Annotated in this window: 23 protein-coding genes and 3 pseudogenes; 11 read left to right on the top strand and 15 right to left on the bottom strand. The window is 42.0% G+C overall.

Annotated elements, in window-relative coordinates; genetic code table 11:
- Window positions 1–68: 68 nt before the first annotated feature.
- Together QUD05_RS15975 and QUD05_RS15970 are read right to left on the bottom strand one after the other, a co-directional pair.
- A complete protein-coding gene (locus QUD05_RS15975; protein ID WP_289796917.1) occupies window positions 69–1451 on the bottom strand; it encodes an aldehyde dehydrogenase in 1383 nt (460 codons plus the stop codon).
- Window positions 1452–1625: 174 nt separating this feature from the next.
- The gene (locus QUD05_RS15970; RefSeq protein ID WP_289796916.1) at window positions 1626–2774 is read right to left on the bottom strand and encodes a hybrid sensor histidine kinase/response regulator; all 1149 of its coding nucleotides are present in this window, start codon (window positions 2772–2774) and stop codon (window positions 1626–1628) included.
- 385 nt (window positions 2775–3159) lie between these two features.
- Between QUD05_RS15970 and QUD05_RS15965 the strand changes: the two genes are divergently transcribed.
- A complete protein-coding gene (locus QUD05_RS15965; RefSeq protein ID WP_289799983.1) occupies window positions 3160–4743 on the top strand; it encodes an AAA-like domain-containing protein in 1584 nt (527 codons plus the stop codon).
- Window positions 4743–7637: a peptidoglycan-binding protein gene (locus tag QUD05_RS15960; protein ID WP_289796915.1), complete on the top strand. Its 2895-nt coding sequence runs from the start codon at window positions 4743–4745 to the stop codon at window positions 7635–7637. Before QUD05_RS15965 ends, QUD05_RS15960 begins: the two co-directional genes overlap by 1 nt.
- A gap of 69 nt (window positions 7638–7706) precedes the next feature.
- Here the strand turns inward: QUD05_RS15960 and QUD05_RS15955 are convergent, their stop codons facing one another.
- The 7 genes and pseudogenes from QUD05_RS15955 to QUD05_RS15925 form a co-directional block, all read right to left on the bottom strand.
- On the bottom strand, window positions 7707–8660 hold the full coding sequence (locus tag QUD05_RS15955; RefSeq protein ID WP_289796914.1) for an RpnC/YadD family protein: 954 nt from the start codon (window positions 8658–8660) through the stop codon (window positions 7707–7709).
- A gap of 3 nt (window positions 8661–8663) precedes the next feature.
- Window positions 8664–10379, bottom strand: a complete 1716-nt coding sequence (gene ureC / locus QUD05_RS15950; protein WP_289796913.1) for an urease subunit alpha — start codon at window positions 10377–10379, stop codon at window positions 8664–8666.
- Window positions 10380–10388: 9 nt separating this feature from the next.
- A complete protein-coding gene (locus QUD05_RS15945; RefSeq protein ID WP_289796912.1) occupies window positions 10389–10925 on the bottom strand; it encodes a DUF1349 domain-containing protein in 537 nt (178 codons plus the stop codon).
- A gap of 8 nt (window positions 10926–10933) precedes the next feature.
- The gene (locus QUD05_RS15940) at window positions 10934–11239 is read right to left on the bottom strand and encodes an urease subunit beta (protein WP_289796911.1); all 306 of its coding nucleotides are present in this window, start codon (window positions 11237–11239) and stop codon (window positions 10934–10936) included.
- Between the two features lie 21 nt (window positions 11240–11260).
- Window positions 11261–11563, bottom strand: coding sequence for an urease subunit gamma (gene ureA, locus QUD05_RS15935; protein WP_289796910.1), 303 nt, complete (start codon window positions 11561–11563; stop codon window positions 11261–11263).
- 25 nt (window positions 11564–11588) lie between these two features.
- Entirely contained in the window at window positions 11589–12428 is an 840-nt protein-coding gene (locus QUD05_RS15930; protein ID WP_289796909.1) for an urease accessory protein UreD, read from the bottom strand.
- Window positions 12429–12693: 265 nt separating this feature from the next.
- A pseudogene (locus QUD05_RS15925) lies at window positions 12694–12885 on the bottom strand (IS4 family transposase); the annotation flags it as partial.
- Window positions 12886–12935: 50 nt separating this feature from the next.
- On the opposite strand from QUD05_RS15925, the gene QUD05_RS15920 reads away from it, so the two are divergent.
- The 4 genes from QUD05_RS15920 (at window position 12936) to QUD05_RS15905 (ending at window position 13988) form a co-directional block, all read left to right on the top strand.
- Window positions 12936–13220, top strand: a complete 285-nt coding sequence (locus QUD05_RS15920) for a helix-turn-helix domain-containing protein (protein ID WP_289796908.1) — start codon at window positions 12936–12938, stop codon at window positions 13218–13220.
- Entirely contained in the window at window positions 13163–13378 is a 216-nt protein-coding gene (locus tag QUD05_RS15915; RefSeq protein WP_289800148.1) for a hypothetical protein, read from the top strand. Before QUD05_RS15920 ends, QUD05_RS15915 begins: the two co-directional genes overlap by 58 nt.
- A gap of 71 nt (window positions 13379–13449) precedes the next feature.
- Complete coding sequence (locus QUD05_RS15910; RefSeq protein WP_289796907.1) at window positions 13450–13833, top strand: transposase; 384 nt, start codon at window positions 13450–13452, stop codon at window positions 13831–13833.
- The gene (locus QUD05_RS15905) at window positions 13830–13988 is read left to right on the top strand and encodes a hypothetical protein (RefSeq protein WP_289796906.1); all 159 of its coding nucleotides are present in this window, start codon (window positions 13830–13832) and stop codon (window positions 13986–13988) included. Before QUD05_RS15910 ends, QUD05_RS15905 begins: the two co-directional genes overlap by 4 nt.
- A 17-nt stretch (window positions 13989–14005) precedes the next feature.
- Here the strand turns inward: QUD05_RS15905 and QUD05_RS34420 are convergent.
- The 3 genes and pseudogenes from QUD05_RS34420 to groES all read right to left on the bottom strand — a co-directional run.
- Window positions 14006–14123, bottom strand: a pseudogene (locus QUD05_RS34420) (IS4 family transposase); the annotation flags it as partial.
- A gap of 278 nt (window positions 14124–14401) precedes the next feature.
- On the bottom strand, window positions 14402–16036 hold the full coding sequence (gene groL, locus QUD05_RS15900; protein ID WP_012407589.1) for a chaperonin GroEL: 1635 nt from the start codon (window positions 16034–16036) through the stop codon (window positions 14402–14404).
- Window positions 16037–16143: 107 nt separating this feature from the next.
- Window positions 16144–16455 carry a co-chaperone GroES gene (gene groES / locus QUD05_RS15895; RefSeq protein ID WP_094348596.1) on the bottom strand — a complete coding sequence of 104 codons (312 nt, stop codon included), beginning with the start codon at window positions 16453–16455 and terminating at the stop codon, window positions 16144–16146.
- A gap of 502 nt (window positions 16456–16957) precedes the next feature.
- Here groES and QUD05_RS15890 point away from each other — a divergent pair.
- Together QUD05_RS15890 and QUD05_RS15885 are read left to right on the top strand one after the other, a co-directional pair.
- The gene (locus tag QUD05_RS15890) at window positions 16958–17116 is read left to right on the top strand and encodes a hypothetical protein (RefSeq protein ID WP_289796905.1); all 159 of its coding nucleotides are present in this window, start codon (window positions 16958–16960) and stop codon (window positions 17114–17116) included.
- A 421-nt stretch (window positions 17117–17537) separates the two neighbouring features.
- On the top strand, window positions 17538–18215 hold the full coding sequence (locus tag QUD05_RS15885; protein ID WP_012407592.1) for a response regulator transcription factor: 678 nt from the start codon (window positions 17538–17540) through the stop codon (window positions 18213–18215).
- Window positions 18216–18291: 76 nt separating this feature from the next.
- Here QUD05_RS15885 and QUD05_RS15880 read toward each other — a convergent pair whose 3' ends face one another.
- Window positions 18292–18600: an NIL domain-containing protein gene (locus QUD05_RS15880; RefSeq protein WP_289796904.1), complete on the bottom strand. Its 309-nt coding sequence runs from the start codon at window positions 18598–18600 to the stop codon at window positions 18292–18294.
- Window positions 18601–18948: 348 nt separating this feature from the next.
- Here QUD05_RS15880 and QUD05_RS34075 point away from each other — a divergent pair.
- From QUD05_RS34075 to QUD05_RS15870, 3 genes and pseudogenes are all read left to right on the top strand, one after another.
- Window positions 18949–19119: pseudogene (locus tag QUD05_RS34075) on the top strand (IS630-like element ISTth6 family transposase); the annotation flags it as partial.
- A 28-nt stretch (window positions 19120–19147) separates the two neighbouring features.
- Window positions 19148–19411 (top strand): helix-turn-helix domain-containing protein, encoded by a 264-nt coding sequence (locus QUD05_RS15875; RefSeq protein WP_289796903.1) that lies wholly within the window; start codon window positions 19148–19150, stop codon window positions 19409–19411.
- Window positions 19412–19482: 71 nt separating this feature from the next.
- Window positions 19483–20022 carry a transposase gene (locus QUD05_RS15870; protein ID WP_289796902.1) on the top strand — a complete coding sequence of 180 codons (540 nt, stop codon included), beginning with the start codon at window positions 19483–19485 and terminating at the stop codon, window positions 20020–20022.
- A 16-nt stretch (window positions 20023–20038) separates the two neighbouring features.
- Here QUD05_RS15870 and QUD05_RS15865 read toward each other — a convergent pair whose 3' ends face one another.
- Together QUD05_RS15865 and asnS are read right to left on the bottom strand one after the other, a co-directional pair.
- Complete coding sequence (locus QUD05_RS15865; RefSeq protein WP_289796901.1) at window positions 20039–20164, bottom strand: hypothetical protein; 126 nt, start codon at window positions 20162–20164, stop codon at window positions 20039–20041.
- Window positions 20165–20342: 178 nt separating this feature from the next.
- The gene (gene asnS / locus QUD05_RS15860; RefSeq protein ID WP_289796900.1) at window positions 20343–21734 is read right to left on the bottom strand and encodes an asparagine--tRNA ligase; all 1392 of its coding nucleotides are present in this window, start codon (window positions 21732–21734) and stop codon (window positions 20343–20345) included.
- Window position 21735: the final 1 nt, after the last annotated feature.

Below are 21735 nucleotides of genomic sequence, written 5' to 3'. Positions count from 1 at the left end.
TTAATCGCGTCTGTACAAGAGTTAGGAGTTGTAGATTTTTATTCCTCACTCCTAACTCATAAATTTTTTTAACCCAGAAGTTTCTTTATGAGTGGCAATTTGCCCTGATAAGGAGCGTATCGCCATTTTAAATCTAGCCAGAAAGAGTTTTTCAATACACTTTTCTTATGAGAAAAGGTGTCAAAACTAGCTTTACCGTGATAGTTGCCAATACCGCTATCTCCTACTCCACCAAATGGTAAAGACGGGACACCAACCTGCATCACTGTGTCGTTAATGCAGACTCCACCAGAGGAAGTTTCCTGCAAAACCCGCTTTTGCAGGTTTTTGTCTTGAGAAAATAAGTATAACGCCAAGGGCTTGGGTCTAGAGTTAATCAAGGCGATCGCTTCTGCAATGTCAGTATATTCAATGATTGGTAGAATAGGGCCAAAAATTTCTTCCTGCATTACAGGATCTTCCAAAGAGACATTATCAATCACTGTGGGGGCGATATAATGCTCTGAAGGTTGATTTTCTCCACCAATGATAACTTCACCGTCTTTGAGAAAATTAACCAATCTATCAAAGTGTTTTTCACTGATAATCCTGGCATAATCAGGACTGTTTACAGGATTATCGCCATAAAATTCTTTTAAGGATTTTGCCAGACCATCTATTAAATCTTTTTTGATTTTTTTATTAACTAAAAGATAGTCGGGAGCGATACAAGTTTGTCCAGCATTAATAAATTTACCCCAAGTAATTCGTCTAACAGTGTGTTCAAGTTTAATGTCAGTATCTACGATACAAGGACTTTTACCGCCCAATTCTAAAGTCACTGGTGTGAGATGTTTTGCCGCTGCTGCCATAATGATTTTGCCGACGGCTGTGCCACCAGTAAAAAAGATATGGTCAAACTTTTCTGCAAGTAGTTTTTGACTGGCTTCCACGCCTCCTTCAACCACTGCAATATAAGCAGGGTCAAAATATTTGGCAATAATCTTAGCAACAATATCAGACGTATGAGAAGCAATTTCTGAAGGTTTGAGAATTGCACAATTCCCAGCTGCGATCGCACCTATTAAAGGTGAGATAATTAACTGAAATGGATAGTTCCAAGGGCCGATAATTAACACAACCCCTAACGGCTCTGGATAAATTTTTGCTGAGTATGAAAAGAAATCCCAAGAAACGGCTGCTTTTTTGGGCTTACTCCAGTTTTGAAGATGTTTTATAGCGTAATCAATTTCTTTAATTACACTTATTTCTGTAAGGTAAGTCTCCACTTCTGGTTTATGTAAATCCGCTTGTAATGCCTCAACTATTGCTTGTTCATGCTCAATTATTGCTTGCTTGAGAGTTTTAAGTTGTTCAATCCGAAAAGTGACATCTTTTGTTTTGCCAGTTTGAAAAAACTCTCGCTGATTCTGGATAATTTCGCCAACGTTAGATAATTCAGTGGTAATCATTTGCTTGTCCGATAAAAAACTGTTTATTTAATAATATTGCTGCTAGATCAGCATATTTTTATTGTTTCATTTTCTAATTGGAATATTTTATTTAAGTTATCAAGTAAATATTAGTAAGGTTATAAATTATGAATTCTCAGGATAAATAACTCTACAATTCATAATTTATAATTACTAAGTTTCTTCTGTTTTGCTGGGTAGAAGCACAATAAACACACTACCTTTACCTAACTCAGAATTAAGGAGAATTATGCCTTGATGTGCCTCGACAATTCGACGAGCAAGGTACAATCCTAAGCCACTACCAGAAGTTTTGTGACTGCCTTGGCGAAATCGTTCAAATATGGTGGCTTGTTCTTCAGTGGGAATACCTGGGCCAGTATCCGCTATCTCAATTCTAATGTAGTCACCAGAATTGGATTTTCCAGATAACTGAGATTGACTACTGTTGTCGAACTGGCGTTGAGAAGTAAAACGAATAGTAATAGAGCCAGAGTTGGTAAATTTGATCGCATTGCCTATGAGATTGGTGAATAGACGATGCAGTTCTAAGCGATCGCCCATCACTGTGTTTGACTCTTCAGTAAAGTCCAAATTTAGGGAGAGTGCTTTCTCTTGGGCTAGAGGTGATAATTCTCCCATTACTTCTTCTAGCAGTTGTCTCAGATTGACTGGTTGAAATGCCAAACTTTTGCGACCTGCTTCAAAGCGATAAACTTCCAGTAAGGTATTGACCATAGAAAGCAGGTTGATATTGCTACGGGCCATGATGGCGATTACTTCCTGCATTTGCGTTGATAATGTTCCCAACGCGCCTTGCTGAAATAGCATCAACATGCGATCGGCGGCTACCAAGGGAGTGCGTAAATCGTGGGTGAGGCGGGAGACAAAATCTTCTCGCTGACGGGCAATTTCATCACGTTCATCCATACTATGCTTCAAACGTAAGAGCGATCGCACTCGTGCCAGCAATTCATCTACTGTTACAGGTTTGCGGATAAAATCATCAGCCCCCAAGTCTAAACCGTGGGCGACGTTTGGCGCATCGTGGGCAGTTATCAGCAATATGGGGATATATTGCGGCAATTTCATCTCACCGCGAATATGCTTTGTGACTTCGTACCCATCCATACCTGGCATCATCAGATCCAGTAGAACCAAGTCACAAGGAGAAGCTTTCAATTCTGCCAAAGCCGAAATCCCATTTTCTGCGGTGCTAACTGTGTAACCTTCTTCCTCCAAAATAGTTTTGATCAAAAACACGTTATCAGGAGAGTCATCAACAACCAGAATTTTGTCAGAGCGAGAAGATTGTGAAGTCATATAGATGCAAGGTACGGGGTAAAAGTAAATTTTTAGGAAAACTGGTTTATTGGTATAGTTTTGTAGGTATTCCCTTTAGATAAACTTCTTCCGAAGAAAAATTGTTGACCAAGAAATTTATATAAATGTGTTTTAAAAACTACTTCACTTACCTTTTTAGCAGATAGCCACAAGCTAATTGAATTATGGCTCGTAAATTTATAGAACTGAATACAGAGGATAGCGACACGATTTTAGTATCAGTTTAGTAAATAGATATATCAGTAGGTCAGATATTGGCTACTGACGATTTACCTGTAAAACAAAGTAAAAATCAGCTTTGATGCTGTACATTGCAAGAAAATTATAGTCAAATTTGTCAAAATTTCTGGATATTGATTCGACTATGCCAACTTTGCCAGCAGCCAGCAAAAATGCCAGATTTTTCATCAGCTATCGCAGTCAAGATCCAGATTTGAGCCTTGCCCATAATTTTTATGAAGCTCTTAAAGCTGCTGGGCACGAAGCATTTATGGCAGGTGAGAGTATTCGCTTGGGAGAAAAATGGCCCCAGCGCATTGATGAAGAATTAAAACTATGTGATTACTTTTTGTTGCTGTTGTCTGAGCGATCGGCAACTAGCGAGATGGTGACAGAAGAGGTGAGACAGGCTAAAGAGTTACGGGATGGCAGTAATCATTATAAGCCAGTGATTTTGCCTATTCGCGTTAACTTCCCTTGGAGTAAGCCACTGAACTATGATTTGCGGGGCTATTTACAACAGGTTCAGCAGCGAGAGTGGAATTCACCTGTCGATACTCCCAGAATTTTACAGGAAATTTTTAGTTTACTGACAGATGGAGATACAAAAAGATTGGCAAATGGGGAGATGGGGAGAGAAGAAAGTAGTTATTCTTTCCCTTCATCACCCCTCCACCCTCTGACTCTTTCACCGCCTGTGCCAGTGGCAGAACCAGAATTGCCTGAAGGGCAGGTGGATTTGGCTTCGGCGTTTTATATTGATCGCCCTCCCATCGAATCTCGCTGCTACGAGGCAATTTTGAAGCCAGGATCTTTGATTCGGATCAAAGCGCCCCGGCAGATGGGTAAAACTTCACTCATGGCGCGGATTCTTCATCAAGCGTCACAACAAGATTATCTAACCGTGCCTTTGAGCTTTCAATTAGCAGATGGAAAGGTTTTTGCAGATTTGGATAAGTTCCTTCAGTGGTTTTGTGCCAGTGTCGGAAGGAGGTTGAGGCTACCCAACAAGTTAGCAGATTACTGGGATGTGATTTTTGGCAGTAAAGACAATTGCACCGCTTATTTCGAGGAATATTTGTTACCAGAAATCAATCAACCCCTAGCATTGGGATTGGATGAAGTTGATCGTATATTTCAACATCCCGAAATTGCCGCAGACTTTTTTGGGCTGTTACGTGCTTGGCATGAAGATGCTAAAAACCGGGATATTTGGAAAAAACTGCGGTTGGTAGTAGTGCATTCCACAGAAGTTTATATTCCAATGAATATCAATCAATCGCCGTTTAATGTAGGCTTGCCGATTGAGTTACCAGAGTTTAACGCCCAACAGGTTCTAGATTTGGCACAAAGACATGGACTCAATTGGAGTTTTACCCAAGTTGAACAACTAATGACAATGGTGGGAGGACATCCCTATCTTGTACGAGTGGCACTTTATCACATTGCCAAGCAGGATACTACGCTCAATCTGCTTTTGCAAACAGCCCCCACAGAAGCTGGCCCTTATAGCGATCATTTACGTCGGCATTTGTGGAATTTAGAACAGCGCCCGGAATTAGCTGCTGCTATCAAAAAGGTAGTTGCCAATACTAGCCCAGTTCGGTTGGATTCGATACAATGCTTTAAATTACTCAGTATGGGCTTATTACAACAGCAAGGAAATGATGTAAAGCCGCGTTGTGATTTGTATCGTCAATATTTTTGCGATCGCCTGAGAGTTAGCTGATGAACATAGAACAAAACCCAGCTTATGAATATCAAGTCGGTGGCAGTCTGCCAGCTGATGCTCCTAGTTATGTATTGCGACAAGCAGATACAGATTTGTATGAAGCGTTGAAGACTAGAGAATTTTGTTATGTTTTAAATTCACGGCAGATGGGCAAGTCTAGTTTGCGAGTGCAAACAATGCAACGACTGCAAAATGAAGACATTGCCTGTGCGGTGATCGACTTGACGAAGATTGGTAGCCAGTACCTGACGCCAAATCAGTGGTATGCAGGTGTAGTGCGTATTTTAGTGAGTAGTTTTGAGCTTTCAGGAAAGTTTAATTTACGGAATTGGTGGCGCGATCACGATCATCTTTCTCCAGTACATAGGCTGAGTGAGTTTATTGAGGAAGTTTTGCTGGTTGAAGTTTCTCAACCCATTGTGATTTTTATAGATGAAATCGATAGCGTTCTCAGTCTGAACTTTTCGACTGACGACTTTTTTGCGTTAATTCGAGATTGCTATAACCAGCGTGCTGACAAACCACAATATAGGCGTCTTACCTTCACGCTGTTGGGAGTGGCCACTCCCTCCGACTTGATTCAAGATAAAAACCGCACACCATTTAATATTGGTAGAGCAATTGAACTCAACGGTTTCCAATTGAATGAAGCCGAATCATTAGCCCAAGGATTAGTGGGAAAAGTTAGCAATCCCCAAGCAGTGCTAAGAGAGGTTTTGGTTTGGACGGGTGGACAACCATTTCTTACTCAAAAGCTTTGTCAACTCATCTTTACTGAAATTGAAGCAGCAGGGGTTGGGGAATTGGTGCAATCGCGCATCATCGAAAATTGGGAATCACAAGACGAACCGGAGCATTTAAGGACGATACGCGATCGTATTCTCAGGGATGAGCAACACGCGGGACGGCGACTGGGCCTATATCAGCAAATTTTACAACAAAGAGAAGTTGCCGATGATAACAGTCCCGAACAAATGGAACTACGGTTGTCAGGGTTGGTAGTTAAGCAGCAGGGAAAGTTAAGAATTTATAGCCGCATTTACGAATCTGTTTTTAATCAAATCTGGGTTGATAAAGCATTAGCTGATCTGCGTCCCTATGCAGAAACATTATCAGCATGGTTAGTTTCTAATTGCCAGGATGAATCGCGTCTGTTACGGGGGCAAGCATTGCGGGATGCCCAGATATGGGCAGGAAGCAAAAGTTTGGGCGATCACGATTATCAATTTTTAACTGCTAGCCAGCAGTTAGATAGGCAAGAAGTGCAAATTGCATTGGATGCGGAAAAGCAAGCAAAGCAGATTTTAGCTGAGGCACAACGAAAAGCAGAATCAGCTCTACAGCAAGAGAAAAAGGCGAATCAAAGGTTAACTGAAACGCAAAAAAAGACTAAGCAGACGATTCGTGTAGGGTTTGCTGGACTGGCTCTTATCTCATTTGTGGCAATAACGGTAGGATTAAAGGCAGATAAGTCCAGTAAAGCTTTTGAGAAATCAAATAAGGCTTTGGAACAAGTACAGTATGAGCAGAAGAAGCTAGAAAATAAACAGCAACAATCACAAAAAGACCTTCAACATACACAGAAAGCTCTTAAAGAAGCAAGGACTGAACAGACAAATCTTAAAAAATATAATCAATATATACAGGATCAACTTCAAACTATAAGTACAAAAGAGGCTGCTGCAAACTCAAAACTTAAAGACAAGCAAAAATATTTTGACTATATGCAGGTTCGTCTAAAAAATCTCAATGTAGATTTTCACAAAAAAACAACAGAATTAACACAAGTAGTTAAGCAATTTAAAGCCGTTATTAATCAAAAAAGAGTTTTGCAAGAAGGGATATTTAAGGAGCAGAAAAAACTAAAAGTCCTTAGCAATACAGCGGGAAAATTATTGAGCAAAATAACATCTGGTGAAGCTCAAGAGGAAGATAATTCCGATGACAGCTTTAAAAGGATATTTAAGCAGCCATCAAATAGAAATCGCCCAATTTACCTAGTTATAGTCAATAGTGATAGGTCTTCAGTTCTAGAACAAGTCACAAAGGTAGAACCAGCAGCCTTTTTATGGTTTAACCAAATACAAAGGCTAATCTTTGCTGGAAGCTTTGATAAGAAAATTGAGGCTGAACAGAGGGTCAATAAATTAAAAGTTTTAGGTATCAATGCTAAGATTATTTCTATTAAAACTATTAGTGATTATATAAATAATGATTATATAGATATAATACAAACTAATAGTTCCACTTCTAATCTTTCCAAAGATTTTCTAAGAAAAGGAGATGAAGGTGAAAATGTCAGGGTTTTGCAAGAACGGTTAAGAGTTGCAGGCTTTTATTACGGGAACGCCACAGGGATATTTGGCCCAATTACCGAAGAAGCTGTCAAGCGGTTCCAAGATGCTTATAAATTAAGCGTTGATGGAATTGCGAACCGAGCAACATTAGATAAATTGCCGGGAGTTGGCATTGGTGATGGAGAAGAGGCTCCCAAAAAGGTAGTCAATCGAGATAAACTTCGTGTAGGCGATCGCGGTGAGCCAGTTAGACTACTTCAAGAACAATTAATGCAGGCAGGATATTTAGAGGGAGAGCCAAATGGTTACTATGGCCCCTATACTGCCGATGCTGTAAGGAGATTCCAAGCAGCTAATTTCTTAGCAGCAAGTGGCGTTGCTGGCCCAACTACTAGAGCTAAGTTATATAGCTCAGTTAATACTGCTAGCAAAAGCGAATTTAATACCCTAGAAATCCAAACGCGACTACGGGAGCGGGGTTTTTATAAAGGTAAATTGAACGGTATTATGGGAGATGATACTAAGCGAGCGATTAAACAAGCTCAGGAATTTTATGGTATTAGTCTCCGAGATATAAAAAGCGAAAGATTTTAACTTCAATTGAGAAACAAAGGTTATTGAGGTAGCTGCGATCGCACTTTCACCAGAAAGTAGGCGATTCGCTCATTCTCTAGAAGCGAGATTATCTAAAACTTGCTGGAATTCTGCTGTGGAAGGAATTGCGATCGCATTTTTGAAAAGCATTTTTAGCACAGATGGTTCTTCTATCTTATTGATAACTTCGACAATGGAGCTTGGCACTTCTCCAAATCGCGTTTCTAGGACTGTAATGATGCTTTCTCTAGCAGTTTCGACAATTCCTTCTTCTTTTGCTAGCCTTTCAATACTAGTTACGTACCGCATTCTATCTGCCTCCTCGTAACTTCTAACTTCTGTTTTAAAACTAAGCGCCAACTCTTTTGGCAAAACCATTATCCAGTCGATAAACCGAAATAGTTCCCGAATATCTTCCCGGCTATATCCCCGTTCATACAGCCGTCTGACTAGGCTTAGTTTCCACTGTAGCCGATTTTGTGGGTTTCGTTGCGTTGCTTTGGTCTTGAGATGCGCCATCACAATTACACCAAAGGGGTTGGTAGTTTGCTCTAAGGTTTCCCACCTTTGCTCATAGTCCAACAGTTTCGCCACAGGAAACTCTAAGCTGACGCGACATCCGCCCAGTTGATAGCTGTAGCTGGAAGGTCGCCAATTCGCTTGTTCATCCGCTAACACTGCTAAACTAATGACTCGCTTTTTATGGCGGTCAAACAAGCGGTAATTATATGTGTACATCCGTTCGGCAAATTGGCTGTCATATTGCCCTTGGACTTCCACATGAACCAATACCCAAGCTTCTTCTCCATCCAGTAGCCAAACTTTTGCGACTTTATCGACCAAACGCCGCCCAATTTCTGCATCCGGTTCTAGCTGTTGCAGTTCTGTGTCCAGAAATTCATAAGGTCGCGTCCAGTCGATTTCGGCATAAGCTTGGGTGAAAAAGAACTCTAAAAAGCGGGGAAAATATAGCTCAATGACTTCTTTCCAAGGACTATCGTAATCAGTAAGTTGCTCGGTCATGAACTAAAACAAAAAGTACCTCTGTGCCATTGGTAAAACTGTCGCAGGTTCACAAATCAGCAACTCACCATCAGCCCTAACTTGGTATGTTTCTGGATCTACTTCAATGTGGGGTAGTGCATCATTCAGCTTCATATCCCGCTTACTCAATTGGCGTGTCCCAGAAACTGCAACTGCTACCTTTTGTAAACCTAGCTGACTGGGAATTTCTTTCTCTAAAGCTGCTTGCGAAACAAAAGTTAATGATGTGGCATGACGCGCCCCTGCAAAACTACCAAACATCGATCGCATATACACTGGTTGAGGTGTAGGAATACTGGCGTTAGCATCGCCCATTTGCGCCCATGCAATCATTCCGCCTTTAATAACTATTTCTGGCTTCACGCCAAAAAACGCAGGACGCCACAAACATAAATCTGCTAATTTTCCCTCTTCCACTGAACCCACATATTGAGCAATTCCGTGAGCGATCGCAGGGTTAATTGTATACTTAGCAACATATCTTTTCGCGCGAAAATTATCTGCTTTTTGCTCTGTCCCTTGTGGGTTAAGACTTCCCCGTTGCACCTTCATTTTGTGAGATGTCTGCCAAGTGCGAATTATTACTTCTCCCACTCTTCCCATTGCCTGGGAGTCGGAAGAAATCATGCTAAATGCGCCTAAGTCGTGCAAAATGTCTTCGGCGGCAATGGTTTCTCGGCGGATGCGAGATTCGGCAAAAGCGACATCTTCAGCGATCGCAGGATCAAGGTGATGGCATACCATCAACATATCTAGGTGTTCGTCTAAGGTGTTGAGGGTGTAAGGGCGTGTGGGATTGGTGGAAGAGGGGAGAACGTTGGCTTGTCCGCAAACTTTGATGATATCTGGCGCGTGTCCACCACCTGCGCCTTCAGTGTGGTAAGTGTGGATTACACGATTCTTGAAAGCTGCGATCGTATCTTCGACAAATCCGGCTTCGTTCAGGGTATCAGTATGAATTGCTACTTGCACATCATATTCATCGGCAACACTGAGGCAAGTATCAATTGCTGCGGGTGTGGTTCCCCAATCTTCATGAAGTTTTAACCCCATTGCACCAGCATTTACTTGTTCTACAAGTCCTTGGGGTTTGCTGGCGTTACCTTTGCCCATAAATCCTAAGTTGACGGGAAAAGCATCAGCAGCTTGCAGCATCCGGTAAATATTCCAAGGGCCTGGGGTGCAGGTAGTGGCATTTGTACCTGTAGCTGGGCCAGTACCGCCGCCGAGCATGGTGGTAATCCCGGAAGCGATCGCAACTTCAATCTGTTGGGGGCAAATAAAATGAATATGGGCATCAATACCGCCAGCAGTGAGAATCATTCCTTCACCAGCTAAGGCTTCAGTTCCGGGGCCAATAATAATATCTACATTGTCTTGAATATAAGGATTTCCGGCTTTACCAATTTTGAAAATCTTGCCATCTTTAATGCCGATATCTGCTTTGACAATACCCCACCAATCGAGAATTAAGGCATTGGTAATTACTAAATCTACAGCACCATCGGCGTTAGAAATTGGGGATTGTCCCATACCATCTCTGATGACTTTACCGCCGCCGAATTTAACTTCGTCGCCGTAGGTGGTGAAATCTTGTTCAACTTCAATAAATAATTCTGTATCTGCAAGTCGGATGCGATCGCCTACTGTTGGCCCGTAAGTTTCGGCATAAGCGCGGCGATCCATTCTGTAACTCATAACTGTTCCTCACAAACTGCGAATTTGGAATTTTTCAAACCTCATCTGGAAACCATTCCCTTCAGGTGAGGCACACATCACACCTACACTTACTGTTTCCGCTGGAGTCAAATAAGCGAGCCGCAGCATTGTATATTCAGTTCCATTCAAAGAGTATTCCACCTCTATTGCTGTGCCGCGTCGAGTTACACGCACCCAAATTGCAGATGGATTTTGCGGCATTGGAATAACAGACCAATCTGAAAAATTGCGTGTTACTACTGCGCTAACTTGTTGCACACCATTGACAAATTCAATACCACATTTCAACCAATTCAAATCATCTAAACGTACCATCAAGCCCGCTTGATCGTATAAATCCTGATATTGTCCGCTGATTTTCACTTCAGCAATAAAGTCACCTTGAATCTTTTGATAAAAAAAGTGACCATTATCTCTAATAAAACCGTAGTGAGTTTCCCGCCAGAAATCTCTTTTTGCGCCGGAAGTGATAGCGATCGCTTCATCTTTCACTTCCCAAACAGGCGGTTCATTGTACCATTCCATTTTCATAGCTACAGAGAACCGTTAATTTTGGCATTGAAACCGTAGACTTGGCGAGTACCAACTAAGGGGACTAATATGATTTCTTTTTCGTCGCCTGGTTCAAAGCGGACTGCGGTTCCTGCGGGGATATCGAGGCGCATTCCTCGCGCTTGTTCTCTGTCAAAGTTTAAGGCGGTGTTGACTTCATAAAAGTGATAGTGGGACCCAACTTGTATGGGGCGATCGCCTGTATTTGACACTTGCAATTTTATAGTTGGACGGCCAACATTTAGTTCAATTTCACCTGCTGGTGTGATAATTTCCCCAGGAATCATAATATATTTAAATTCCCAAACTTAACGAATTGGATTATGTACTGTTACTAACTTTGTGCCATCAGGAAAAGTTGCTTCTACCTGTACATCATGCACCATTTCAGGTATTCCTTCCATGACATCATCCCGCGTTAAGAGAGTTGTACCATAACTCATCAATTCAGCTACACTTTGCCCATCTCTTGCACCTTCTAAAATGGCAGCAGAAATATAAGCGATCGCTTCGGGATAATTCAGTTTTAAACCCCTTCCTTTTCGCCTTTCTGCTAATAAAGCAGCAGTAAAAATTAATAGCTTATCTTTTTCCTGCGGCGTAAGTTGCATTCGTACTTCCTCCTCGCTGATTAGCTCAAACCTGCCATACTCTTGGTATACAATTACCACGATTCAAAAAAGAAATTCGCAGCAATTGCCAAACATCAATAAACCAGTTTCTCACCTCAGATGTGGAAGCACCGCGATATCGACACAATAATCCATGTTGTAATCGGCTAACACCCGCTTCTCCTACCCCATTCCATAAATTTCGCGTTTTTTCGACAATTTCTGCTGAAACGGCACTACCAACCCAAACTAGACTACCTACGATTGGTTTTCCAGCCAAAGCGTGGGGACTGTGGAAAATGTCTTCGCTACCCGGTAAGTATTGGCGATCAATCCATAAAGGAACACCTTGCTGCCAAATTTCCGTGTGCGATCGCCATTCTCCTTGCAAGAATTTCTCTCCTCTAGCACTGCGACCAAATCGGGTAATTTCCCAGCCTAAGAAGCTAGCCCCGGTTGCTAATTCTACCCGTAAATCTTGCCGATAAATCGCGTCGTTAAATAAAATTGTCTCTTGCGGCAACCATTCTAAACAAGCATCAGCGTCAACCTGCATCTGTATGGTTTGTCTAGCTTGTAAGCCATTACTGCGGTATATTTTGCTTGCAGCCGCCGTGGTGATTAAGGTTTGGGCTTGGGGTTGGAGGTGAATATTAGAGGATAAGCGATCGCCTCCTACCATTCCCCCAGCCGTGTGTAAAATTACGCTATGACAAACTTTTTCACCTTCTGGGTAAAATGGGCGTTGTACCTTCAGGGGTGCTTGTTGGTGATTGTAAATTAATTGGGTTTTACCCTGGCGATCGGTATAGACTAAATTAAGTTTGCCATGCCAACCTTCTGCTATTTGTGAATTGCAGGTCATTTATAAATTCAAGATTAAAGTTCAGATATCTTATATTGATTTAATGCATTCTTTGGTACTTTACTTGCAATTTATCATGATTTTTTCGCCAATATTACATAATCATCTAATGTATAGCTTGACTGATGCTTCTGACCAAAATACTGTTGCAGTATTGGACTCATATACAGCTTTTTTGGTAATTTCTCTTGAGCAAACTTAGCAAATTCAGCACCGGGCAAAGATGTTCTTGAACCTGTTGAGGTTAGATATCTATACCCAGAAATATTGAATATTTATTGTGTAATTTTTTATGAATTTTCTTCTGTACTAACTCATTCAATTTCTGATAAATTTCTTGAAAGGGTTTTTGTGCGTGGTGAGAACTGGTTTTGGAAAAGGTAGAAATATCTACTTTAAATCCGGTGTTATTTAATCTTGGAAATAAATCTCGCATACTTGTTAAACTGTTAAGTAGGTCAACCAAAAAAAACGTAAGATAGATAGAGTGCAGAAATCAAGTGATAGATGATGCCTAGCGCGTTAAGAATAATACTAACTACTGAAGAAGACCTGACACTAAAAGAACTCAGTTGTGCAGATAAAGTACCACATCGAACCAAACAAAGAGCGATCGCTTTGCGCCTCAATGCCCACGGATGGAATGTACCTCAGATTGCAAAGTATTTAGGTTGGGCACAACAAACGGTCAGGCAGACAATAAAACGCTGGCAATTTCAAGGGTTAGGAGGTTTGTGGGAAGCGCCAGGACGTGGAAAAAAAGAACTTGGCAAGAAGAAGATTGGCAAGTAGTAGAAGAATGCTTGGGACAAAATCGTCGTTACAGTGCTCGGCAGCTAAGTCAAAAGCTATTTGAGGAACGACAAATCGAACTAGGAGCCGAACAAATCAGGCGACTACTCAAAAAAAGGGGTGGTATTGGAAACGTATCCGCTACTGTCCGGCTTTAAATCTGAATGCAGGATATTTAAAAGCTAAACGCCAAGATTGGGAATTACTCAAGCTATGGGCAAAATTAGGATTGGTTTGTTTAAAGTACTTGGATGAATCTGGTTGTTACTGCACTAGTCCCACTGATTATACTTATGGGCGTAGGGGAGAGCAAAAACGTATTCGACAAAATAGACGACGCGGTAGGCGGATCAACATCTTCGGTATTTGGGAGCCGAAATCTAGTTTTAATTACGCTTTGATGCTTGGAACATTGAAAGCACCGACCTATGTCCAACTCATGGATTGGCAGGCTCAAATTGCTGCACACCGCTTATTGGAAACTGGACAAATTACCGTCATCATTCACGATAATGCCTCTGTTCACAAAAGTCTTTTGGCTCGCCAGCAGCATCAACGTTGGCAACAGCAAGGATTGTACATTTTTTTCTACCTCCTTATAGCCCACAAATGAATCGCATTGAAGACGAATGGTTGCATCTCAAACGTGATGAGCTTGCCGGCCGAGTTTTTGACGATGAATATGAATTAGCGATCGCTATTATTGAGGGTATAGAAAATAGAGCCGTGCAAGGTCAGTACCAAGTTGAACGTTTTATGTTTAATTAGGTTGACCTACTTATCCAGAGCAAAAGAAGCAGCCAGCACTCAAAGAATAGACGACTATTTAATACTGGATAATCGTTTTTTTGGTAGGCTTTTCAGGATATCTTTGACAATTTTGGTAAATGAATTTATAATCATAATCAAACTAATATATTTTAAGCCTTCGCCCAAAATTACCATATTTTGGGTTATTTTTATAGGATTTTTCTTAATATTCAACACTTCTGCGTTTTTAAGACTTCAATTTGTTGCACCTCTACCCCAAGTAACCAACGCACAAACTCGGCTGGGTACTTGTTCAGCTAAATATTTACAAGCGTTGTCGTAACTCACCCTCTTCCTCTTCTTTTGACACAAAAAAACAGCCGCCTCCACAAGGGAAGCAGCTATTTTTCAACTTATGTAACTACAAACTATTAGTAATCGAAGTCACCGCCACCAGCACCAGCGCCAGCAGGAGCGCCATCTTTAGGCTCAGGTTTGTCAACTATAATACATTCGGTTGTCAACACCATGCCAGCGATGGAAGCAGCGTTTTGCAGAGCAGAACGAGTCACTTTCGCAGGATCAACAATACCAGCAGCTAACAAATCGACGAATTCGTTTGTTGCAGCGTTGTAGCCAACGTTGAATTCTTTCTCTTTTACGCGTTCAGCGATCACAGCACCATTCTGACCAGCGTTTTCAGCAATCCGCTTCAGAGGTGCAGGTAAGGCACGAACGACAATCAAAGCACCAATCAACTCTTCATCTTTAAGATTGCTCTTTGCCCAAACTTCCAATTCAGGAGCAAGGTGAGCCAGAGTTGTACCACCGCCAGGAACGATACCTTCTTCCACAGCAGCTTTGGTGGCGTTGATAGCGTCTTCTAAGCGCAGCTTCTTGTCTTTCATTTCGGTTTCCGTCGCTGCACCAACTTTCACTACAGCAACACCACCGGAGAGTTTAGCAAGACGCTCTTGTAATTTCTCTTTGTCGTAAGAAGATTCGGTTTCATCAATTTGACGACGAATCTGTTCGACACGAGCCTTAACAGCAGCTTCGTTACCTTCGGCAACAATTGTAGTGCTGTCCTTGGTAATGGTGATCCGGCGAGCTTTACCCAGGCTATCCAGCTTGGTGTTATCTAGCTTCAAACCAGCATCTTCGGTGATTAGTTGACCACCAGTTAAAACAGCGATGTCTTCTAGTAGTGCTTTGCGGCGATCGCCAAAGCCAGGAGCCTTAACAGCAGCCACGTTGAGTACACCGCGCAAACGGTTTACTACCAAGGTTGCCAAAGCTTCTTTTTCAATATCTTCGGCGATAATCACCAAAGGGCGACCAGCACGAGCTACTTGCTCTAACACTGGTACAAGGTCTTGTACCAAAGCGATTTTCTTATCGGTCAGCAGTATGAAAGGCTCATCAAAAACCGCTTCCATCCGCTCAGGGTCGGTAGCGAAATAAGGAGAGATGTAGCCTTTGTCAAAGCGCATCCCTTCAGTGATTTCCAACTCGGTGAACATAGATTTCCCTTCTTCTAGGGAAATTACGCCTTCTTTACCCACCTTGTCCATTGCTTGGGCAATCATCTGACCAACTTCTTCGTCATTACCAGCCGAGATCGCACCAACTTGGGCAATGGCTTTGGAATCTTCCACTGGACGGGCGTGTTCTTTGATTTTGTCTACCAAAAAGGCAGTAGCTTTGTCAATACCACGCTTCAGGGAAATTGCATTAGCACCAGCTGCAACGTTCCGCAAGCCTTCTTTGACGATCGCATGAGCTAAAACGGTAGCAGTGGTAGTACCATCGCCCGCAGCATCATTGGTCTTAGAAGCAGCTTGACGAATCAGAGCTACGCCAGTGTTTTCAATGTGGTCTTCTAATTCGATTTCTTTGGCGATCGTTACACCGTCATTAACAATTTGCGGTGCGCCAAATTTCTTTTCTAGGACTACGTTACGACCTTTGGGGCCAAGGGTAACAGCTACAGCCTCAGCCAGGATGTCAATGCCTCGTTCCAAGGCGCGACGGGCGTTTTCGTTGTAGATAATGCGCTTTGCCATAGGTGTCTAAATTCCGGGAGTAAGTCAATTTTTTTTGAATTGGGTATTGGGTATTGGGCATCGGGCATTGTCTTTGACGTTCCCTATTGCTTATTCCCCGCTCCCCACTAGATAACAACTGCTAAAATATCTTTTTCAGAAAGCAGTACATATTCTTCGGTGCCGAGCTTGATGTCAGTGCCAGCGTACTTAGAGTACAGCACCTTATCGCCGACTTTAATTTCCAATTCCTGACGGTTTCCATCGTCATTACGCTTGCCAGGACCAAGGGCCACTACTTCCCCTACTTGGGGCTTTTCCTTGGCGGTATCGGGCAAATACAGACCACCTGCGGTCTTTTCCTCAGAGGCGCTCACTTTTACGAAAACGCGATCGCCCAAAGGTTTAACTGTAGAAACGCTTAGAGATAAAGCTGCCATAATTATTTTCTCCAGAGTTTAGCACTCTCAACTCCTGAGTGCTAATTTACCGAAAAGTGGCGTCTAATGGCAAGAATGCCTTGAGTACGGGTTCCCGAACTAGAGGGTCATAGATGTACTTAAGTATAAATGCTTAATTATTTCTACTTTGCGGGTTTTGTTCTGTAAGTTACGAAGAGAGTAGGGAGTAGGGAGGTATGAGAATTCTTCTCCACTCCCCAGTCAACTTTATTTGCAAAGCTTGCAAATTTTTATAGAACTGTAATCAGGGAGCCACTCGATAAGTAACAATACAGTGACAGCGAGCCAGTCCAGCCATCAAATCCCCAAAACTACTAAGTCTCTGGAACATAAGACCCTGAGTAATTGTGTAGAAAGCTTAGGACTTGCAAAAATTCAGCAATACATTTTTATTTGCGCTGACCAGGCAATTGCTGCCCAAAAGGAGCTAGTCTGGAATTCTGGGATTACTTAAAAAAGCGACTTAAAGATTTAAAACTCAATGAGCCGCACTAAAGTTATTCTATTTGCGTCTATCAAAACTAAAGCCAATTGCTTGCGTGTTTCTTGTTCTAGATCGATAATGGTGGTTTACCCTGATGGTGTCTGGTATCGCCAAGCAAACCCGGAAGTTACCCTGCGGATTATCCGAGAACACTGAATAGGCAATAAGGTGGTAGAAGAATATGCGTTTTCAATCCATCTTTTGCCAGAAACTTCCCTAGTTTCTTGTGAACACCTCATAGAGGCTTAACAACTAAAGGATATGGTATAGCAGTAAGCTTTAAGAAAGTGCGGGTTGGTTTTGAGGTAGGGTTATCTTTAAGCCAATACTTACTTGTGAGTCCGAAAGATTATTATTTAATCAGTGTTTTTTACCCCGCCCCTTTCAAAGCGATATATAATAGCGCATTATAGATACTACTGCTATACGTATCCTTGCTGGACTTTTGCTATCGAGCTACTAGTCTATTGAAAGTGCTCGGCATTTTTGAGACTTCGAGACAGCAAAGGCAAGTTAAGTAGGAAAAAGGACAACATCTCGAATAACCCACCATAGAGGATAAATATTCAAGACTTTGATGGACCGAAGCGCGACAAGTGCCACTGCTATGAAAGAGCCCAGCATGAAAGATCACAAACGACTTCTATTGATTGATGATGACCCTAACCTCATCTTGCTGGTGAAGGATTACTTAGAATTCCGGGGATATGAAGTCATCACCGCTGAAAATGGACGTGAAGCTCTGGAAATTTTAGAGCAAGATGTTCCAGACATGATCATCTGCGATGTGATGATGCCGGAAATGGACGGATATACTTTTGTGGAACAAGTCCGGCAAAACGAACGCACCAGCTGGATTCCGGTTCTTTTCCTTTCAGCTAAGGGACAAAGTGCAGACCGAGTTAAGGGTCTGAATAAAGGTGCTGATGTTTATATGGTCAAACCCTTTGAACCAGAAGAACTCGTAGCGCAAGTTGAATCCTCGCTGAAACAAACTATCCGTTGGAAAGAACACCAAGCTAAAGGAGGCGAAAACGGTTCCCGTATCCAGGTTCCCTTCGATGTGCAATTAACCCCAACCGAACTGAAAGTAGTCCAGTTCGTCGCTAGGGGTTTAGCTAACCGGGAAATTGCTGAAGAACTAAATGTTAGTCAGCGCACGGTTGAAAGTCATGTGTCCAATATGTTGGGCAAAACCAATCTCCATAACCGCACTGAACTAGCGCGGTGGGCGATTGAAAATCAAATGGCTTAAACAAAGTTAAGAGTTAAGAGTTAAAAGTTAGGAGTTAAAAAATTCATAACTCCTAACTCCTAACTCCTAACCAAATCTACCAACCATCTTCTTCAGGGCTGGCTCGGTGCAAAACTTCTAAATCCAGTTCATCCAGGTAAGTTAGGGCGCTTTCAATCTGAGAAACAGTACCTTGCAGTTCCAGATCGAAGCAGCTATGTTGTGGCACGTTTGCGCTTACCTGAGCATCAGCAATAATGACTGTGACACTATAGTGAGAAACCAGTCGTGAAATGACTGGTTCCTCATGCAAATCTTTAGGAATGAGAACTTGGATACGAGTTTGGGTGCGTCTATTATCTAAAATATCTGTATTAGATTTTACTTGTTTATTTGGAATTACCATTCTAGCTTCCTGCTCGACTTCTGGGATGGGGAGGTTTCGCTTTGCACAATTCTTTTAACACTAGCGTCACTTATCCCACGCAGGCAAGCAAGAAAGTATTTACCTTGCCAAACCATTAATCTAAAGATAGTAAATGTGAATGATTGCTCATAATCAGCTAGTTATGAGGTTAATTGTTATTATATAGTGATTTTCGAGCAAATTGAATATAGCCAATCTGTAGGGTGTTGTAACCCTAATTTATTGTGTATGAAATTTAATACTGAAGTGAAAAATTTGTATATATTCTCGATAAGTAGGTCAACCAAAAAAAACGTAAGATAGAGTGCAGAAATTAAGTGATAGCTGATGCCTAGCGCGTTAAGAATAATACTAACTGCTGAAGAAGACCTGACACTAAAAGAACTCACTTGTGCAGATAAAGTACCACGTCGAACCAAACTTAGAGCGATCGCTTTGCGCCTCAATGCCCACGGATGGAATGTACCTCAGATTGCAAAGTATTTAGGTTGGGCACAACAAACGGTGAGGTTGGGCACAACAAACGGTGAGGCAAACAATAAAACGCTGGGAATTTCAGGGGTTAGGAGGTTTATGGGAAGCGCCAGGACGTGGAAAAAAAAGAACTTGGCAGGAAGAAGATTGGCAAGTAGTAGAAGAATGCTTGGGACAAAATCGCCGTTACAGTGCTCGGCAGCTAAGTCAAAAGCTATTTGAGGAACGACAAATCGAACTAGGAGCCGAACAAATCAGGCGACTACTCAAAAAAAGGGGTGGTGTTGGAAACGTATCCGCTACTGTCCGGCTTTAAATCTGAATGCAGGATATTTAAAAGCTAAACGCCAAGATTGGGAATTACTCAAGCTATGGGCAAAATTAGGATTGGTTTGTTTAAAGTACTTGGATGAATCTGGTTGTTACTGCACTAGTCCCACTGATTATACTTATGGGCGTAGGGGAGAGCAAAAACGTATTCGACAAAATAGACGACGCGGTAGGCGGATCAACATCTTCGGTATTTGGGAGCCGAAATCTAGTTTTAATTACGCTTTGATGCTTGGAACATTGAAAGCACCGACCTATGTCCAACTCATGGATTGGCAGGCTCAAATTGCTGCACACCGCTTATTGGAAACTGGACAAATTACCGTCATCATTCACGATAATGCCTCTGTTCACAAAAGTCTTTTGGCTCGCCAGCAGCATCAACGTTGGCAACAGCAAGGATTGTACATTTTTTTTCTACCTCCTTATAGCCCACAAATGAATCGCATTGAAGACGAATGGTTGCATCTCAAACGTGATGAGCTTGCCGGCCGAGTTTTTGACGATGAATATGAATTAGCGATCGCTATTATTGAGGGTATAGAAAATAGAGCCGTGCAAGGTCAGTACCAAGTTGAACGTTTTATGTTTAATTAGGTTGACCTACTTATCATTACTCCTTAGTATTGACTAAATATCCTTGGCTTGATTCAACAGGAGAAATACTGCCTGGATATCCTGGTTCTGTTATTGTTGGAGTGTTAGCAACCTTATTTGGTAGTTCTGATAAAACTTTCATTTTAGACTGTATTGCCAATCAAGATGTATCGAGTGAAGGGACATTCAAAATTATTAATTTTAATTAATCGCTTTATAAAACTACGTGCCTATACAAGGAAAACCCGCTAATGCGGGTTTCAAAGTTTTTATAAGTCCGTGCAGACGCGATTTCTAATCACCTGATTGAAATTCCCAAACTAAAACTCAGCACTTTGTGGTGTACGCGGGAACGGAATCACATCACGAATATTTCCCATACCCGTCATAAATTGTACAAGTCGTTCAAAACCTAACCCAAAACCGGCGTGTGGAACAGTACCATAACGACGCAAATCCAGATACCACCACAAGTCTTCTGGCTTTAATCCTTGCGCTAACACGCGGCGTTCTAATACTTCTAGGCGTTCTTCGCGTTGGGAACCGCCGACAATTTCGCCAATTTTCGGTGCAAGAATATCCATTGCACGGACGGTTTTTTCATCGTCGTTCAAACGCATATAAAAGGCTTTGATTTGCGCTGGGTAATCTGTGACAATTACTGGCTTTTTAAACTGTTGTTCAGCCAAGTAACGTTCGTGTTCTGATTGTAAATCTAAACCCCAACTCACAGGATATTCAAATTTAACATCAGCTTTTTCTAAAACTTTGATGGCTTCTGTATAAGTTAACCGTTCAAACTGATTATTAATAATATTTTCGGCTGTTGACAACACAGATTTATCAATGCGTTCATTGAAAAATTCCATGTCTTCTGGGCAAGTTTCCAACACATATTTAAAGATGTGTTTGAGAAACGCCTCAGCTAAATCCATATCGCCTTCTAAGTCACAAAAAGCCATTTCCGGCTCAACCATCCAAAATTCTGCTAAGTGACGGGAGGTGTTGGAATTTTCTGCACGGAAGGTAGGGCCAAAGGTGTAGACGTTACTAAACGCCATCGCCATCACTTCCGCTTCCAACTGGCCGCTAACTGTTAAATATGTCGGTTTAGCAAAAAAATCTTGGCTGTAATCTACTGCTTGGTTTTCTGTGCGCGGAATATTCTTTAAATCCAAACTGGTGACGCTAAACAGTTCACCCGCACCTTCGCAGTCGCTAGCGGTGATGATGGGTGTATGTACCCACAAAAAGCCTCTTTCTTGGAAAAATTGATGAATTGCTGCCGAACAAGCATTTCTGACGCGGAAAACTGCACCAAAGGAATTAGTGCGCGATCGCAAATGTCCAATGGTTCGCAGAAACTCAAAGGAATGGCGTTTCTTTTGCAGAGGATATGTATCGGGATCAGCTTCTCCGTAAACTTTCACGGACTCGGCTTTCAACTCAATTCGCTGTCCTTTACCCAGAGAAGCCACCAGTACCCCTGTAGTCTCAACAGCAGCACCTGTATTCAGTTTTTTCAATATAGCTTCGTAATCTGGCAAATCCTGATTAATGACGACTTGCAAATTAGCTAGTGATGAGCCGTCATTGACTTCAATAAAAGCAAATCCCTTAGACTCACGCTTTGTCCTCACCCAGCCTTGCACTTGGAGGGACTCATCAGGTTGGCCACTTCGCAATATTTCTGCAATCCGTCGATTTACCATA

It is taken from the genome of Nostoc sp. GT001, assembly GCF_030382115.1.
Taxonomy (GTDB): Bacteria; Cyanobacteriota; Cyanobacteriia; order Cyanobacteriales; family Nostocaceae; genus Nostoc.
Note: the sequence above shows the minus strand (reverse complement) of the source record. Positions and strands in the feature narration are given on the sequence as shown.

Coding starts and splice junctions, on each gene's coding strand:
- QUD05_RS15975 (WP_289796917.1), bottom strand. CDS start 1,451: ATGATTACCACTGAATTATCTAACGTTGGCGAAATTATCCAGAATCAG.
- QUD05_RS15970 (WP_289796916.1), bottom strand. CDS start 2,774: ATGACTTCACAATCTTCTCGCTCTGACAAAATTCTGGTTGTTGATGAC.
- QUD05_RS15965 (WP_289799983.1), top strand. CDS start 3,160: ATGCCAACTTTGCCAGCAGCCAGCAAAAATGCCAGATTTTTCATCAGC.
- QUD05_RS15960 (WP_289796915.1), top strand. CDS start 4,743: ATGAACATAGAACAAAACCCAGCTTATGAATATCAAGTCGGTGGCAGT.
- QUD05_RS15955 (WP_289796914.1), bottom strand. CDS start 8,660: ATGACCGAGCAACTTACTGATTACGATAGTCCTTGGAAAGAAGTCATT.
- ureC (WP_289796913.1), bottom strand. CDS start 10,379: ATGAGTTACAGAATGGATCGCCGCGCTTATGCCGAAACTTACGGGCCA.
- QUD05_RS15945 (WP_289796912.1), bottom strand. CDS start 10,925: ATGGAATGGTACAATGAACCGCCTGTTTGGGAAGTGAAAGATGAAGCG.
- QUD05_RS15940 (WP_289796911.1), bottom strand. CDS start 11,239: ATGATTCCTGGGGAAATTATCACACCAGCAGGTGAAATTGAACTAAAT.
- ureA (WP_289796910.1), bottom strand. CDS start 11,563: ATGCAACTTACGCCGCAGGAAAAAGATAAGCTATTAATTTTTACTGCT.
- QUD05_RS15930 (WP_289796909.1), bottom strand. CDS start 12,428: ATGACCTGCAATTCACAAATAGCAGAAGGTTGGCATGGCAAACTTAAT.
- QUD05_RS15920 (WP_289796908.1), top strand. CDS start 12,936: ATGATGCCTAGCGCGTTAAGAATAATACTAACTACTGAAGAAGACCTG.
- QUD05_RS15905 (WP_289796906.1), top strand. CDS start 13,830: ATGAATCGCATTGAAGACGAATGGTTGCATCTCAAACGTGATGAGCTT.
- groL (WP_012407589.1), bottom strand. CDS start 16,036: ATGGCAAAGCGCATTATCTACAACGAAAACGCCCGTCGCGCCTTGGAA.
- groES (WP_094348596.1), bottom strand. CDS start 16,455: ATGGCAGCTTTATCTCTAAGCGTTTCTACAGTTAAACCTTTGGGCGAT.
- QUD05_RS15890 (WP_289796905.1), top strand. CDS start 16,958: ATGAGCCGCACTAAAGTTATTCTATTTGCGTCTATCAAAACTAAAGCC.
- QUD05_RS15885 (WP_012407592.1), top strand. CDS start 17,538: ATGGACCGAAGCGCGACAAGTGCCACTGCTATGAAAGAGCCCAGCATG.
- QUD05_RS15880 (WP_289796904.1), bottom strand. CDS start 18,600: ATGGTAATTCCAAATAAACAAGTAAAATCTAATACAGATATTTTAGAT.
- QUD05_RS15865 (WP_289796901.1), bottom strand. CDS start 20,164: ATGAAAGTTTTATCAGAACTACCAAATAAGGTTGCTAACACTCCAACA.
- asnS (WP_289796900.1), bottom strand. CDS start 21,734: ATGGTAAATCGACGGATTGCAGAAATATTGCGAAGTGGCCAACCTGAT.